This window comes from Pseudoxanthomonas daejeonensis (assembly GCF_022637495.1).
Taxonomy (GTDB): domain Bacteria; phylum Pseudomonadota; class Gammaproteobacteria; order Xanthomonadales; family Xanthomonadaceae; genus Pseudoxanthomonas; species Pseudoxanthomonas daejeonensis.
Genome location: NZ_CP093331.1, coordinates 536,386 through 548,768, shown reverse-complemented (window position 1 = coordinate 548,768; position 12,383 = coordinate 536,386). Strand labels below are relative to the sequence as shown.

23 protein-coding genes are annotated in these 12,383 nt (G+C 64.1%); all 23 read left to right on the top strand.

The window, feature by feature from the left end; translation table 11 throughout:
* The first annotated feature begins 17 nt into the window (after positions 1-17).
* Complete coding sequence (gene tuf / locus MNQ95_RS02595; RefSeq protein ID WP_162410744.1) at positions 18-1,208, top strand: elongation factor Tu; 1,191 nt, start codon at positions 18-20, stop codon at positions 1,206-1,208.
* A gap of 322 nt (positions 1,209-1,530) precedes the next feature.
* The gene (rpsJ, locus tag MNQ95_RS02590) at positions 1,531-1,842 is read left to right on the top strand and encodes a 30S ribosomal protein S10 (RefSeq protein WP_013535997.1); all 312 of its coding nucleotides are present in this window, start codon (positions 1,531-1,533) and stop codon (positions 1,840-1,842) included.
* A gap of 11 nt (positions 1,843-1,853) precedes the next feature.
* Entirely contained in the window at positions 1,854-2,504 is a 651-nt protein-coding gene (gene rplC / locus MNQ95_RS02585) for a 50S ribosomal protein L3 (RefSeq protein ID WP_162410756.1), read from the top strand.
* 11 nt (positions 2,505-2,515) lie between these two features.
* Positions 2,516-3,121: a 50S ribosomal protein L4 gene (rplD, locus tag MNQ95_RS02580; RefSeq protein WP_162410757.1), complete on the top strand. Its 606-nt coding sequence runs from the start codon at positions 2,516-2,518 to the stop codon at positions 3,119-3,121.
* Entirely contained in the window at positions 3,118-3,417 is a 300-nt protein-coding gene (gene rplW, locus MNQ95_RS02575) for a 50S ribosomal protein L23 (RefSeq protein ID WP_162410758.1), read from the top strand. Before rplD ends, rplW begins: the two co-directional genes overlap by 4 nt.
* 10 nt (positions 3,418-3,427) lie before the next feature.
* On the top strand, positions 3,428-4,255 hold the full coding sequence (rplB, locus tag MNQ95_RS02570; RefSeq protein ID WP_162410759.1) for a 50S ribosomal protein L2: 828 nt from the start codon (positions 3,428-3,430) through the stop codon (positions 4,253-4,255).
* 6 nt (positions 4,256-4,261) lie between these two features.
* A complete protein-coding gene (gene rpsS / locus MNQ95_RS02565; RefSeq protein WP_162410760.1) occupies positions 4,262-4,528 on the top strand; it encodes a 30S ribosomal protein S19 in 267 nt (88 codons plus the stop codon).
* 12 nt (positions 4,529-4,540) lie between these two features.
* Positions 4,541-4,876, top strand: coding sequence for a 50S ribosomal protein L22 (rplV, locus tag MNQ95_RS02560; RefSeq protein ID WP_162410761.1), 336 nt, complete (start codon positions 4,541-4,543; stop codon positions 4,874-4,876).
* Position 4,877: 1 nt separating this feature from the next.
* A complete protein-coding gene (rpsC, locus tag MNQ95_RS02555) occupies positions 4,878-5,603 on the top strand; it encodes a 30S ribosomal protein S3 (protein WP_162410762.1) in 726 nt (241 codons plus the stop codon).
* Between the two features lie 5 nt (positions 5,604-5,608).
* Complete coding sequence (gene rplP / locus MNQ95_RS02550) at positions 5,609-6,022, top strand: 50S ribosomal protein L16 (RefSeq protein ID WP_162410763.1); 414 nt, start codon at positions 5,609-5,611, stop codon at positions 6,020-6,022.
* Positions 6,022-6,210 (top strand): 50S ribosomal protein L29, encoded by a 189-nt coding sequence (gene rpmC / locus MNQ95_RS02545; RefSeq protein ID WP_162410764.1) that lies wholly within the window; start codon positions 6,022-6,024, stop codon positions 6,208-6,210. Before rplP ends, rpmC begins: the two co-directional genes overlap by 1 nt.
* Before the next feature lie 12 nt (positions 6,211-6,222).
* Positions 6,223-6,489 carry a 30S ribosomal protein S17 gene (gene rpsQ, locus MNQ95_RS02540; protein WP_162410765.1) on the top strand — a complete coding sequence of 89 codons (267 nt, stop codon included), beginning with the start codon at positions 6,223-6,225 and terminating at the stop codon, positions 6,487-6,489.
* A 14-nt stretch (positions 6,490-6,503) separates the two neighbouring features.
* Positions 6,504-6,872 (top strand): 50S ribosomal protein L14, encoded by a 369-nt coding sequence (rplN, locus tag MNQ95_RS02535; RefSeq protein ID WP_052630536.1) that lies wholly within the window; start codon positions 6,504-6,506, stop codon positions 6,870-6,872.
* Positions 6,873-6,887: 15 nt separating this feature from the next.
* Complete coding sequence (gene rplX, locus MNQ95_RS02530; RefSeq protein WP_162410766.1) at positions 6,888-7,205, top strand: 50S ribosomal protein L24; 318 nt, start codon at positions 6,888-6,890, stop codon at positions 7,203-7,205.
* An 11-nt stretch (positions 7,206-7,216) separates the two neighbouring features.
* Positions 7,217-7,759, top strand: coding sequence for a 50S ribosomal protein L5 (gene rplE / locus MNQ95_RS02525; RefSeq protein ID WP_162410767.1), 543 nt, complete (start codon positions 7,217-7,219; stop codon positions 7,757-7,759).
* Positions 7,760-7,770: 11 nt separating this feature from the next.
* Positions 7,771-8,076, top strand: a complete 306-nt coding sequence (gene rpsN, locus MNQ95_RS02520; RefSeq protein ID WP_162410768.1) for a 30S ribosomal protein S14 — start codon at positions 7,771-7,773, stop codon at positions 8,074-8,076.
* 184 nt (positions 8,077-8,260) lie between these two features.
* Positions 8,261-8,659, top strand: a complete 399-nt coding sequence (gene rpsH / locus MNQ95_RS02515) for a 30S ribosomal protein S8 (protein ID WP_162410769.1) — start codon at positions 8,261-8,263, stop codon at positions 8,657-8,659.
* A 16-nt stretch (positions 8,660-8,675) separates the two neighbouring features.
* Positions 8,676-9,203 (top strand): 50S ribosomal protein L6, encoded by a 528-nt coding sequence (rplF, locus tag MNQ95_RS02510; RefSeq protein WP_162410770.1) that lies wholly within the window; start codon positions 8,676-8,678, stop codon positions 9,201-9,203.
* Positions 9,204-9,235: 32 nt separating this feature from the next.
* A complete protein-coding gene (rplR, locus tag MNQ95_RS02505; protein WP_162410771.1) occupies positions 9,236-9,592 on the top strand; it encodes a 50S ribosomal protein L18 in 357 nt (118 codons plus the stop codon).
* 156 nt (positions 9,593-9,748) lie between these two features.
* Positions 9,749-10,291: a 30S ribosomal protein S5 gene (rpsE, locus tag MNQ95_RS02500; protein ID WP_162410772.1), complete on the top strand. Its 543-nt coding sequence runs from the start codon at positions 9,749-9,751 to the stop codon at positions 10,289-10,291.
* Positions 10,284-10,475, top strand: a complete 192-nt coding sequence (rpmD, locus tag MNQ95_RS02495; RefSeq protein ID WP_162410773.1) for a 50S ribosomal protein L30 — start codon at positions 10,284-10,286, stop codon at positions 10,473-10,475. Before rpsE ends, rpmD begins: the two co-directional genes overlap by 8 nt.
* Before the next feature lie 10 nt (positions 10,476-10,485).
* Entirely contained in the window at positions 10,486-10,923 is a 438-nt protein-coding gene (gene rplO / locus MNQ95_RS02490) for a 50S ribosomal protein L15 (protein ID WP_162410774.1), read from the top strand.
* Between the two features lie 7 nt (positions 10,924-10,930).
* The gene (gene secY / locus MNQ95_RS02485; protein ID WP_162410775.1) at positions 10,931-12,289 is read left to right on the top strand and encodes a preprotein translocase subunit SecY; all 1,359 of its coding nucleotides are present in this window, start codon (positions 10,931-10,933) and stop codon (positions 12,287-12,289) included.
* Positions 12,290-12,383: the final 94 nt, after the last annotated feature.

Genomic DNA, 12,383 nt, shown 5'->3' with positions numbered 1-12,383 from the left:
ATACAGGATAGAAGACAATGGCCAAGGGTAAATTCGAGCGCACCAAGCCGCACGTGAACGTGGGCACGATCGGTCACGTTGACCACGGCAAGACGACGCTGACCGCGGCGCTGACGAAGATCGGCGCAGAGCGTTTTGGCGGCGAGTTCAAGGCCTACGACGCGATTGACGCGGCGCCGGAAGAGAAGGCGCGCGGCATCACGATTTCGACGGCGCACGTGGAGTACGAATCGGCGAATCGGCATTACGCGCACGTGGATTGCCCTGGGCACGCCGACTACGTGAAGAACATGATCACCGGTGCCGCGCAGATGGACGGCGCGATCCTGGTGTGCTCGGCCGCTGACGGCCCGATGCCGCAGACCCGCGAGCACATCCTGCTGTCGCGCCAGGTCGGCGTGCCGTACATCGTGGTCTTCCTGAACAAGGCGGACATGGTGGACGACGCCGAGCTGCTGGAGCTGGTGGAGATGGAAGTCCGCGAGCTGCTGAGCAAGTACGAGTTCCCGGGCGACGACACCCCGATCATCTCGGGCTCGGCCCGCCTGGCGCTGGAAGGCGACCAGAGCGAGATCGGCGTGCCGGCGATCCTGAAGCTGGTCGATGCGCTGGACACCTGGATCCCGACCCCGGAGCGCGACGTCGACAAGCCGTTCCTGATGCCGGTGGAAGACGTGTTCTCGATTTCGGGCCGCGGCACCGTGGTGACCGGTCGTATCGAGCGCGGCATCATCAAGGTGGGCGAGGAAATCGAGATCGTCGGTATCCGCCCGACCCAGAAGACCACCGTGACCGGCGTGGAAATGTTCCGCAAGCTGCTGGACCAGGGCCAGGCGGGCGACAACGCGGGCCTGCTGCTGCGCGGCACCAAGCGTGACGACGTGGAGCGCGGCCAGGTGCTGTGCAAGCCGGGTTCGATCAAGCCGCACACCGAGTTCGAGGCCGAGGTGTACGTGCTGTCGAAGGACGAGGGCGGCCGCCACACCCCGTTCTTCAAGGGTTACCGTCCGCAGTTCTACTTCCGCACCACCGACATCACCGGCGCGGTTCAGCTGCCGGAGGGTGTGGAGATGGTGATGCCGGGCGACAACGTGAAGATGGTGGTCACGCTGATCAACCCGGTGGCGATGGACGAAGGCCTGCGCTTCGCGATCCGCGAAGGCGGCCGTACGGTCGGCGCCGGCGTCGTGGCCAAGATCGTCAAGTAATTCAGTAGTTTGCGCTTCCGCCCGCTGGGTGGGCGGAAGCCATAAACGCGAAAAGAGGCACAGGAAGTGCCTCGTGTTCGCCGGACAGGGAAGGGTCGCGTGACGAATCGCGCGTGGCAGCCGTCAGGGCTGTTGACGCGCATGTTTACGCGTTCTATACTTTTCCGTCTGGGCAGACCGGCTTGCTGGTCTGCCCGCGCTTTTGGGGCTCGAGGGCCCTGGCTGGAATCGCCCAAGCGGCCGGCCGAAGTCTCACTGAACCATACCGGGGCAGGCATCCCAGAGGCCGCGCCCGTCGCTCTTTTAACGAAGGAACTCCGTCATGGCGGACCAAAAGATCCGGATTCGGCTCAAGGCGTTCGATCATCGTCTGATCGACCGTTCGGCCAGCGAGATCGTCGAGACGGCGAAGAGGACCGGCGCGCAGGTGCGTGGCCCGATCCCGCTGCCGACCAAGATCGAGCGTTACACCATTCTCGTCTCCCCGCACGCCGACAAGGATGCGCGTGACCAGTACGAGACCCGCACGCACAAGCGCGTGCTCGATATCGTAGACCCGAACGACAAGACCGTGGACGCGCTGATGAAGCTCGAACTCGCGGCTGGCGTCGACGTCCAGATCAAGCTCGCCTGAGGACTGCCGACATGACGAAGAAATATTCGTTGGGTCTGGTCGGCCGCAAGGCCGGCATGAGCCGCGTGTTCACCGACGATGGTCGTTCCATCCCGGTGACGTTGATCGAGGCCACCCCGAATCGCATCACCCAGATCAAGACCGTCGAAGTCGACGGCTACAGCGCCGTCCAGGTGACGACCGGCTCGCGCCGCGCCGCCCTGGTCAACAAGCCGCTGTCTGGTCATTACGCCAAGGCCAAGGTTGAAGCCGGTCGCGGTCTGTGGGAGTTCCGCGTTGCCGACGACAAGCTCGGTGACTTCGCCATCGGTGGCGAGATCAAGGCCGACATCTTCGAAGTCGGGCAGATCGTCGACGTCCAGGGCGTGACCAAGGGCAAGGGCTTCCAGGGCACGATCAAGCGCCACAACTTCAGCATGGGCGACGCCACTCACGGTAACTCGCTGTCGCACCGCTCGCCGGGCTCCATCGGTCAGCGCCAGACGCCGGGTCGCGTGTTCCCGGGCAAGAAGATGTCGGGTCACATGGGTGCCGAAGTGCAGAGCTCCCAGAATCTCGAAGTGGTGCGCGTCGATGCCGAGCGCGGCCTGATCGCCGTTCGCGGCGCCGTCCCGGGTGCACCGGGTGGCGACGTGGTCGTGCGCCCGGCGAGCAAGGCGTAAGGAGAATCACGATGGAACTCACCATTACGGGTAGCGCCAACAAGCTGTCGGTTTCCGACGAAGTGTTCGGCCGCGAATTCAGCGAGGACCTGGTCCACCAGGTCGTGGTTGCATACCGCAACGCCGGTCGCTCCGGCACCAAGGCGCAGAAGACCCGCGCCGAGGTCAACGGTACGACCAAGAAGTCGAAGAAGCAGAAGGGCGGCGGCGCGCGTCATGGCGCGCTGACGGCTCCGATCTTCGTCGGCGGCGGCGTGACCTTCGCGGCCAAGCCGCGCAGCTTCGCGCAGAAGGTCAACCGCAAGATGTATCGCGCGGCGATCAGCTCGATCCTTTCCGAGCTGAACCGCCAGGGCCGGCTGAAGGTTGTCGATTCGTTCGACCTCGATGCAGCCAAGACCAGCGCGCTGGTCACCAAGCTGGCCGGTTTCGAGCTGGGCAAGCGCCCGCTGATCGTCACCGAAGACGCCTCGGAAAACCTGTTCCTGTCGGCGCGCAACCTGCCTTACGTGCAGGTCCGCGATGTGCAGGGCCTGGATCCGGTGGCCCTGGTCGGCGCCGATTCCGTGCTGATCACCGCCGATGCGGTCAAGAAGGTCGAGGAGTGGCTGGCATGAGCACCATTGAGAAGGTTTTCAGCGTACTGCTCGCGCCGCGCGTGTCCGAAAAGACCGCGCGCCTGCAGGAAGTCAGCAACCAGTACGTGTTCGAAGTTTCGAGCGACGCCACCAAGGCCGACGTCAAGGCCGCCGTGGAGCAACTGTTCGACGTGAAGGTCGAGTCGGTCAACGTCGTCAACGTGAAGGGCAAGAGCAAGTCCTTCCGCTTCCGTTCCGGTCGCCGCGGCGACTGGCGTAAGGCGTACGTGCGCCTGGCCGATGGCCAGAGCATCGACGTGTCCGCCAAGGCCTGAGGGTAAACCCATGCCATTGATGAAATTCAAGCCCACCTCTGCCGGTCGCCGTTCCGCGGTCCGCGTGGTCACGCCCGACCTGCACAAGGGTGCTCCGCACGCTGCGCTGGTCGAGAAGCAGAGCAAGTCCGGTGGTCGCAACCACCACGGCCGCATCACGACCCGCCACGTTGGCGGCGGCCACAAGCAGCACTATCGCCTGATCGACTTCAAGCGCAACAAGGAAGGCATCGTCGCGCGCGTGGAACGGATCGAATATGACCCGAACCGCACCGCGCACATCGCCCTGCTGTGCTACGCCGATGGCGAGCGCCGCTACATCATCGCGCCGAAGGGCCTGAAGGCCGGCGACCAGGTGATCGCTGGTTCCGATGCGCCGATCAAGGCGGGCAACACGCTGCCGCTGCGCAATATCCCGGTCGGCACGACGGTCCACTGCATCGAGCTGAAGCCGGGCAAGGGTGCGCAGATCGCGCGTGCCGCCGGTGCTGCCGTGCAGCTGGTCGCGCGCGAGCAGGGCTACGCCACGCTGCGTCTTCGTTCCGGCGAGATGCGCAAGGTGCCGGCCGAGTGCCGCGCCACCATTGGTGAGGTCGGCAACGACGAGCACAACCTCGAGAAGCTGGGCAAGGCTGGCGCCAAGCGCTGGCGCGGCGTCAGGCCGACCGTCCGCGGCGCAGCCATGAACCCCGTCGACCACCCGCACGGTGGTGGCGAGGCGAAGGCCGGCCAGGGCAACCCGCATCCGGTCACCCCGTGGGGTGTCCCGACCAAGGGTTACAAGACGCGCAATAACAAGCGCACCCAGCAGTTCATTGTTCGTGATCGTAGGGGCTAATCGACCATGCCACGTTCCCTCAAGAAAGGCCCGTTCGTCGATCACCACCTCGTCAAGAAGGTGGAGACTGCGGGCGGCTCCAAGAAGCCGATCAAGACCTGGTCGCGCCGTTCCATGATCCTGCCGGACATGGTGGGTTTCACCATCGCTGTGCATAACGGCAAGAACCATGTCCCGGTGCTCGTCAACGAGAACATGGTCGGCCACAAGCTTGGCGAATTCGCTGTCACCCGGACCTTCAAGGGTCACGGCGGCGACAAGAAGTCGAAGTAAGGAGAGATGACCATGGAAGCGAAAGCCATCCTGCGCACCGCGCGCATCTCCCCGCAGAAGGCCCGCCTGGTCGCCGACCAGGTGCGCGGGCTGCCGGCCGAACGCGCCGTCAACCTGCTGAAGTTCTCGGACAAGAAGGCCGCCGCCCTCATCAAGAAGGTGGTCGAGTCTGCAATTGCCAACGCCGAGAACAACCAGGGTGCCGACGTCGACGCACTCAGGGTCAAGACCATCATGGTCGACGAGGGTCCCTCGCTGAAGCGCTTCATGGCGCGTGCGAAGGGTCGCGGCACCCGCATCCTGAAGCGGACCAGCCACATCACCGTCGTCGTGGGAGAGGGCAAGTAATATGGGTCACAAAGTTCATCCCATCGGCATCCGCCTTGGCATCGCCAAGGACTGGAATTCCAAGTGGTACGCCGACAAGGGCGAGTACGCCCAGTACCTGGCGGCCGACCTGAAGGTGCGCGAGATGCTGCGCAAGAAGCTGGCGCAGGCCGGGATCAGCAAGATCCTGATCGAGCGTCCGGCCAAGACTGCGCGCGTCACGATCCACACCGCCCGCCCGGGCGTGGTGATCGGCAAGCGCGGCGAAGACATCGAGAAGCTGCGCAAGGAAGTCAGCGCGATGATGGGCGTCCCGGCGCACATCAACGTGACCGAGGTCCGCAAGCCGGAACTCGACGCGCAGCTGGTTGCCGAGTCGATCGCCCAGCAGCTTGAGCGCCGCATCATGTTCCGTCGTGCGATGAAGCGCGCCGTGGGCAATGCGATGCGCCTGGGTGCCCTCGGCATCAAGGTGAATGTCGCCGGCCGCCTCAACGGTGCAGAGATCGCCCGTTCGGAGTGGTACCGCGAAGGCCGCGTCCCGCTGCACACCCTGCGTGCGGACATCGACTACGGCTTCGCCGAGGCGCACACCACCTACGGTGTCATCGGCATCAAGGTATGGGTCTACAAGGGCGAGGTCTTCGACTTCTCCCAGGTCGGACAGGAGAAGCAGGAAGACGCTTCGCCGCGCCCCGAGCGCAGCGATCGCGAACGCCCCTCCCGTCCTGCACGTGAAGCGAGGTAACGGCGATGTTGCAACCCAAGCGAACCAAGTTCCGCAAGCAGTTCAAGGGCCGTAACGATGGCCTGAGCTGGAGCGCCAACGCCGTGTCCTTCGGCGAGTACGGCCTGAAGGCGACCGATTTCGGCCGCCTGACCGCCCGCCAGATCGAGGCAGCGCGCCGCACCATCAGCCGTTACGTCAAGCGTGGCGGCAAGATGTGGATCCGTGTCTTCCCGGACAAGCCGATTACCCAGAAGCCGATCGAAGTCCGCATGGGCTCGGGCAAGGGTAACGTCGAGTACTGGGTGGCCCAGATCCAGCCCGGCCGCATGATCTATGAAATCGAGGGAGTGCCGGAGGACCAGGCGCGCGAGGCTTTCCGCCTGGCGGCAGCCAAGCTCTCGGTCACCACCACCTTCGTGACCCGCACGGTGCGCTAATGGCTACGATCAACGAACTCCGCGAAAAGTCTGCCGACCAGCTGAAGGCCCACCTTCTGGACCTGCGCAAGGAGCAGTTCTCCCTGCGTATGCAGCGTGCGACCGGTCAGCAGTCCAAGACCCACGAAACCCGCCAGGTGCGCCGCGAGATTGCTCGCGTGAAGACCCTGCTCGGCAGCAACCAGTAAGGGATTGCAGCGATGAGCGACAACGAAAACAAGACGCTGCGCACGGTCGAAGGCCGCGTGATCAGCAACAAGATGGACAAGACGGTGACCATTCTGGTCGAGCGTCAGGTCAAGCACGCGCTGTACGGCAAGTACATCAAGCGCTCGACCAAGCTCCACGCCCACGATGCGGACAACAGCTGCAACGAAGGCGACGTGGTGCGCGTGACCGAGATCGCGCCGCTGTCCAAGACCAAGAACTGGCGCGTGGTTGAAATCGTCACCCGCGCGGCCGAATAAGGGAGATCTGAATCATGATCCAGATGCAGAGCTACCTCGACGTCGCCGACAACTCCGGTGCCAAGGAACTGATGTGCATCAAGGTGCTCGGCGGTTCCAAGCGCCGTTACGCGGGCATCGGTGACATCATCAAGGTGACCGTGAAGGACGCGATCCCGCGCGGCAAGGTCAAGAAGGGTGAGGTCTACGACGCTGTCGTGGTCCGTACTCGCAAGGGTGTGCGCCGCGCTGACGGCTCGCTGATCCGCTTCGATGGCAACGCAGCCGTCCTGCTGAACAACAAGCAGGAGCCGATCGGTACCCGTATCTTCGGACCGGTAACCCGTGAGCTGCGTTCCGAGAAGTTCATGAAGATCGTCTCGCTCGCGCCTGAAGTGCTCTGAGCGGAGGAAGCAGACATGGCAAACCGTATCAAGAAGGGCGACCAGGTGGTCGTCACGACCGGCAAGGACAAGGGCAAGCAGGGCGAGGTTGTTCGCGTGGATGGCGACCGTGTGGTCGTTTCCAACATCAACCTGGTCAAGCGGCACACCAAGCCGAATCCGCAGGCGGGCGTCGCCGGCGGCGTGGTCGAGCGTGAAGCCTCGATCCACATTTCAAATGTGATGCCGCTCAATCCTGCCACCGGCAAGGGCGAGCGCATCGGGTTCAAGGTCCTGGAGGATGGACGCAAATTGCGTGTGTTCCGCTCCAGTGGTGAGGCGATTGACGCCTGAGGAATGAAGCAATGACCACGCGGCTCGAAAAGATCTACAAGGAACAGGTTGTACCGGCTCTCATGGAGAAGTTCGGTTACACCAATCCGATGGAAGTGCCCAAGCTCGTCAAGATCACGCTGAACATGGGCGTGGGCGAGGCGGCGACCAACAAGAAGGTGCTTGAGAACGCCGTCGCCGACCTGGCCAAGATCACTGGCCAGAAGCCGGTGACGACCAAGTCTCGCGTCTCGGTGGCGTCGTTCAAGATCCGCGACGGCTGGCCGATCGGCTGCAAGGTCACCCTGCGCCGCCACCAGATGTTCGAGTTCCTGGACCGTCTGATCAGCGTGTCGCTGCCGCGCGTTCGCGACTTCCGCGGCGTGTCGGGTCGTTCGTTCGACGGCCGTGGCAACTTCAACATGGGCGTGAAGGAACAGATCATCTTCCCGGAAATCGACTTCGACGCCGTCGACGCGATCCGCGGCATGGATATCGCCATCACCACGACCGCCAAGACCGACGCAGAAGCCAAGGCGCTGCTCGAGGCGTTCAAGTTCCCGTTCCGTAATTAAGGGCTAGACACATGGCAAAGACCTCGATGGTCAACCGCGACGTAAAGCGGGAAAAGCTGGCCAAGAAGTACGCGGCCAAGCGTGACGCCCTGAAGGCCGTCATCGCCAGCACGACCGCCTCGTACGACGAGAAGGCCGATGCGGTGGTCAAGCTGCAGAAGCTGCCGCGCGACTCCTCGCCGAGCCGCCAGCGCAACCGCTGCGAGCTGTCCGGCCGCCCGCGTGGCGTGTACAGCAAGTTCGGCCTGGGCCGTAACAAGCTGCGCGAAGCCACCATGCGCGGCGACGTGCCGGGCCTGCGCAAGGCCAGCTGGTAATAGCGCAGGGGCGGCCCGTTCGCCCCTCGCTTGCGAAACCGGATTGACCGGCCCCATGGCCGGTTTTTCCGCTATACTTCCGCGCTTCCCTCGGCCCGTCCGGGTGTGCGGTAAAGGCCCTGGCCTCTCCAGGACAATCTAGATTTTCGCGAAAGCGGATATCGGTGCACTCAAGGAACCACTCATGAGCATGACTGATCCCATCGCCGACATGCTGGTCCGCATCAAGAATGCGGCCGCCGTTGGCAAGCAGACGGTGAAGCTGCCGTCGTCCAAGATCAAGGTCGCCATTGCCACCGTCCTGAAGGATGAGGGCTACATCTCGGACCTGCGCGTCGTCCAGGCCGAGAACAACAAGGCCGAACTCGAGATCGTGCTGAAGTACTTCGAAGGCCGTCCGGTCATCGACCAGATCAAGCGCGCATCGCGTTCGGGTCTGCGCCTGTACCGCGGCAAGAGCGAGCTCCCGAAGGTCCTCGGCGGCCTCGGCGTGGCCATCATCTCCACCTCCCAGGGCATCATGACCGATGCGCAGGCGCGTCGCGCCGGCGTCGGCGGTGAAGTCCTGTGCTACGTGGCCTAAGCGAAGGAGTTACGACATGTCCCGCGTAGCCAAGAAGCCGATTTCCCTGCCCAAGGGCGTCGAACTGAATATCCAGCCGGAGAGCGTGAGCGCGAAGGGCCCGAAGGGCACCCTGTCGCTGGCCAAGCCGACCGGCGTGCAAATCGTCGTCGAAGACGGCACTGCCGTGCTGTCGGCCAACGATCCTGCGCTGCTGCCGCTGACCGGCACCGTGCGTGCCATCCTGGCCAATATGGTCAAGGGCGTTTCCGACGGTTTCGAGCGCAAGCTCGAGCTGGTGGGCGTGGGTTACCGCGCCGCGATGCAGGGCAAGGACCTGAGCCTGTCGCTCGGCTTCTCGCACCCGGTCGTGTACGTGGCGCCGGAAGGCATCACCATCACCACCCCGACCCAGACCGAAATCCTGGTCCAGGGCGCGGACAAGCAGCTGGTGGGCGAAGTTGCCGCCAAGATCCGCGCGTACCGCAAGCCGGAGCCGTACAAGGGCAAGGGCGTGAAGTACTCCGACGAAGTCATCATTCGCAAGGAAGCCAAGAAGGCCTAATCAGGGCACTTCAGCTTCTAGAGGAAACGAACATGAGCATCAAGAACGACGCGCGCCTGCGCCGTGCCAAGTCCACCCGCGCACACATCCGCAAGCTCGGCGTGCCGCGCCTGTCGGTGCTGCGCACCGGCCAGCACCTGTATGCACAGCTGTTCACCGCCGATGGCGCGCAGGTTATCGCTGCTGCCAACACGCTGCAGGCCGACGTCAAGGACGGCCTGAAGAACGGCAAGAACAGCGAGGCCGCGACCAAGGTCGGCCGCCTGATCGCCGAGCGGGCCAAGGCCGCGGGCATCGAGAAGATCGCTTTCGATCGCTCGGGCTACCGCTACCACGGCCGCATCAAGGCGCTGGCCGACGCGGCCCGCGAGGGCGGCCTGCAGTTCTGATCCACGCGGGTCGCCTTCGGGCGGCTCGACTTGACCGCCGGCGCGGGTTGCGCCGGGCGCTGCGTCCCTTATGTGGATGCATGACGCTGCACTGCTCCAGACCACAACCATAAGCGGCCACGAGCCGTACATACCCATACAATCAAGGAATTCGAAATGGCAGAAGAGCGTCAGCAGCGGGGTCGCGATCGCGACCGCAACCGCGAAGAGAAAGTCGACGATGGCATGATCGAGAAGCTGGTCGCGGTCAACCGCGTCAGCAAGACCGTCAAGGGCGGTCGCCAGTTCACCTTCACGGCGCTGACCGTGGTCGGTGACGGCGACGGCAAGGTCGGCTTCGGTTATGGCAAGGCGCGTGAAGTGCCGGTCGCCATCCAGAAGTCGATGGAGTATGCGCGCAAGGGCATGCTCACCGTCGACCTGAACAACGGCACCCTGTGGCACCCGGTCAAGGCCGGCCACGGCGCGGCTCGCGTGTTCATGCAGCCGGCTTCCGAGGGTACCGGCGTCATCGCCGGTGGCGCGATGCGCGCCGTGCTCGAGGCGGTGGGCGTGAAGAACGTGCTGGCCAAGGCCGTGGGTTCGCGCAACCCGATCAACCTGGTCCGCGCCACCCTGGCGGGCCTGGAAGCCATGCAGTCGCCGACCCGCATCGCGGCCAAGCGCGGCAAGAAGGCGGAGGAACTCCTCAATGGCTAACGAGTCCAACAAGACCGTCAAGGTGCGCCTGGTGCGCGGCCTGCGCGGCACCCAGGCCCGTCACCGCTTGTCGGTGAAGGCCCTGGGCCTGAACAAGCTCAATGACGTGCGCGAACTTAAGGACAGTCCTCAGGTGCGCGGCCTCATCAACCAGCTGCACTATCTGGTGCGGGTCGAGGAGTAAGGAGAATCCCATGCGTCTGAATACTCTCAAGCCCGCAGAGGGCGCCCGCCAGGAACGTACCCGCGTCGGTCGTGGTATCGGCTCGGGGCTGGGCAAGACCGCCGGTCGCGGCCACAAGGGTTCGTTTGCCCGTTCCGGCAAGGGCAAGATCAAGGCTGGCTTCGAAGGCGGCCAGACCCCGATGCAGCGTCGTCTGCCCAAGATCGGCTTCCGTTCGAAGACGGCCAAGGACACCGCCGAGGTGCTGCTGTACAAGCTGGCGCTGATCGAAGGTGACACCGTCGATTTCGCCACGCTGAAGGCAGCCAAGCTCGTGCCTAGCACGGCCAAGCGCGCCAAGATCGTCAAGAAGGGCGAGCTTTCGCGCAAGCTGACCATCAAGGGCGTGCAGGCGACCGCGGGTGCCAAGACCGCGATCGAAGCCGCCGGCGGCAGCATCGAGGAGTAAGCGGCATATGGCGCAAGCTGGTATCGGCAATCTCGGCAGCGGCCTGGGCAAGTTCACTGAACTGCGCCAGCGCTTGCTGTTCGTGTTGGGAGCATTGGTCGTCTACCGCATCGGTTGCTTCATCCCGGTGCCGGGCGTCAATCCCGATGCCATGCTGGCGATGATGCAGGCGCAGGGTGGCGGCATCGTGGACATGTTCAACATGTTCTCGGGCGGCGCCCTGCACCGTTTCAGCATCTTCGCGCTGAATGTGATGCCGTATATCTCGGCATCGATCGTGATGCAGCTGGCAGTCCACATCTTCCCGGCGCTCAAGGCGCTGCAGAAGGAAGGTGAGTCCGGTCGGCGCAAGATCACCCAGTACTCGCGCGTCGGCGCGGTGCTGCTGGCGGTGGTGCAGGGTGGCAGCATCGCCCTGGCCCTGCAGAACCAGAGCGCCCCGGGTGGCGTGCCGGTCGTGTACAGCCCAGGCATGGGTTTCGTGCTCACCGCGGTCGTGGCGTTGACTGCAGGCACCATCTTCCTGATGTGGCTGGGTGAACAGGTCACCGAGCGCGGCATCGGCAATGGTGTTTCGCTGATCATCTTCGCCGGTATCGTCGCGGGCCTGCCGTCGGCGGTCATCCAGACGGTCGAGGCCTACCGCAGCGGCAGCATGAACTTCCTGGCGCTGCTGCTGATCGTCGCAGTGGTCCTGCTGTTTACCTGGTTCGTCGTGTTCGTCGAGCGCGGACAGCGCAGGATCACGGTCAACTACGCGCGTCGCCAAGGCGGACGCAATGCGTACATGAACCAGACCTCGTTCCTGCCGCTCAAGCTCAACATGGCGGGCGTGATCCCGGCGATCTTCGCTTCCAGCATCCTGGCGTTCCCAGCCACGCTGAGCATGTGGTCCGGTCAGGCAACCCAGGCGACCTGGTTGCAGCGGGTATCCAATGCGCTGGGTCCGGGCGAGCCGCTGCACATGATCGTGTTCGCTGCGCTGATCACCGGGTTCGCGTTCTTCTATACGGCGCTGGTGTTCAACTCGCAGGAAACGGCCGACAACCTGAAGAAGTCCGGTGCGCTCATCCCGGGCATCCGGCCTGGCAAGGCGACCGCGGACTACATCGATGGCGTGCTGACGCGGCTGACGGCTGCGGGCGCTGCCTACCTGGTCATCGTCTGCCTGCTGCCCGAAGTGATGCGCACCCAGCTTGGCACCTCTTTCTACTTTGGCGGCACCTCGCTGCTGATCGTGGTGGTCGTGGTGATGGACTTCATCGCTCAGATCCAGGCCCACCTGATGTCCCACCAGTACGAGAGCCTGTTGAAGAAGGCCAACCTGAAGGGCGGCTCTCGCGGCGGCGGTCTGGCCCGGGGCTGAACCATAGATTCCAGTCCGGCGGACCCATTCCGCCGGCATCCGGTACAACCGGATCATCCAAATGGGCGGCCCGTGCGACGTCTCGCGCGCGGGT

Bases quoted from the DNA above. Each gene is read 5' to 3' on its own strand.
- rplW (WP_162410758.1), top strand. From the start codon at position 3,118: ATGAGCACCATTGAGAAGGTTTTCAGCGTACTGCTCGCGCCGCGCGTG.
- rplN (WP_052630536.1), top strand. From the start codon at position 6,504: ATGATCCAGATGCAGAGCTACCTCGACGTCGCCGACAACTCCGGTGCC.
- rplX (WP_162410766.1), top strand. From the start codon at position 6,888: ATGGCAAACCGTATCAAGAAGGGCGACCAGGTGGTCGTCACGACCGGC.
- tuf (WP_162410744.1), top strand. From the start codon at position 18: ATGGCCAAGGGTAAATTCGAGCGCACCAAGCCGCACGTGAACGTGGGC.
- rplD (WP_162410757.1), top strand. From the start codon at position 2,516: ATGGAACTCACCATTACGGGTAGCGCCAACAAGCTGTCGGTTTCCGAC.
- secY (WP_162410775.1), top strand. From the start codon at position 10,931: ATGGCGCAAGCTGGTATCGGCAATCTCGGCAGCGGCCTGGGCAAGTTC.
- rplC (WP_162410756.1), top strand. From the start codon at position 1,854: ATGACGAAGAAATATTCGTTGGGTCTGGTCGGCCGCAAGGCCGGCATG.
- rplO (WP_162410774.1), top strand. From the start codon at position 10,486: ATGCGTCTGAATACTCTCAAGCCCGCAGAGGGCGCCCGCCAGGAACGT.
- rplF (WP_162410770.1), top strand. From the start codon at position 8,676: ATGTCCCGCGTAGCCAAGAAGCCGATTTCCCTGCCCAAGGGCGTCGAA.
- rplE (WP_162410767.1), top strand. From the start codon at position 7,217: ATGACCACGCGGCTCGAAAAGATCTACAAGGAACAGGTTGTACCGGCT.
- rpsH (WP_162410769.1), top strand. From the start codon at position 8,261: ATGAGCATGACTGATCCCATCGCCGACATGCTGGTCCGCATCAAGAAT.
- rpsE (WP_162410772.1), top strand. From the start codon at position 9,749: ATGGCAGAAGAGCGTCAGCAGCGGGGTCGCGATCGCGACCGCAACCGC.
- rplB (WP_162410759.1), top strand. From the start codon at position 3,428: ATGCCATTGATGAAATTCAAGCCCACCTCTGCCGGTCGCCGTTCCGCG.
- rpsQ (WP_162410765.1), top strand. From the start codon at position 6,223: ATGAGCGACAACGAAAACAAGACGCTGCGCACGGTCGAAGGCCGCGTG.
- rpmC (WP_162410764.1), top strand. From the start codon at position 6,022: ATGGCTACGATCAACGAACTCCGCGAAAAGTCTGCCGACCAGCTGAAG.
- rpsJ (WP_013535997.1), top strand. From the start codon at position 1,531: ATGGCGGACCAAAAGATCCGGATTCGGCTCAAGGCGTTCGATCATCGT.
- rpsS (WP_162410760.1), top strand. From the start codon at position 4,262: ATGCCACGTTCCCTCAAGAAAGGCCCGTTCGTCGATCACCACCTCGTC.
- rplR (WP_162410771.1), top strand. From the start codon at position 9,236: ATGAGCATCAAGAACGACGCGCGCCTGCGCCGTGCCAAGTCCACCCGC.
- rplV (WP_162410761.1), top strand. From the start codon at position 4,541: ATGGAAGCGAAAGCCATCCTGCGCACCGCGCGCATCTCCCCGCAGAAG.
- rpsC (WP_162410762.1), top strand. From the start codon at position 4,878: ATGGGTCACAAAGTTCATCCCATCGGCATCCGCCTTGGCATCGCCAAG.
- rpsN (WP_162410768.1), top strand. From the start codon at position 7,771: ATGGCAAAGACCTCGATGGTCAACCGCGACGTAAAGCGGGAAAAGCTG.
- rpmD (WP_162410773.1), top strand. From the start codon at position 10,284: ATGGCTAACGAGTCCAACAAGACCGTCAAGGTGCGCCTGGTGCGCGGC.
- rplP (WP_162410763.1), top strand. From the start codon at position 5,609: ATGTTGCAACCCAAGCGAACCAAGTTCCGCAAGCAGTTCAAGGGCCGT.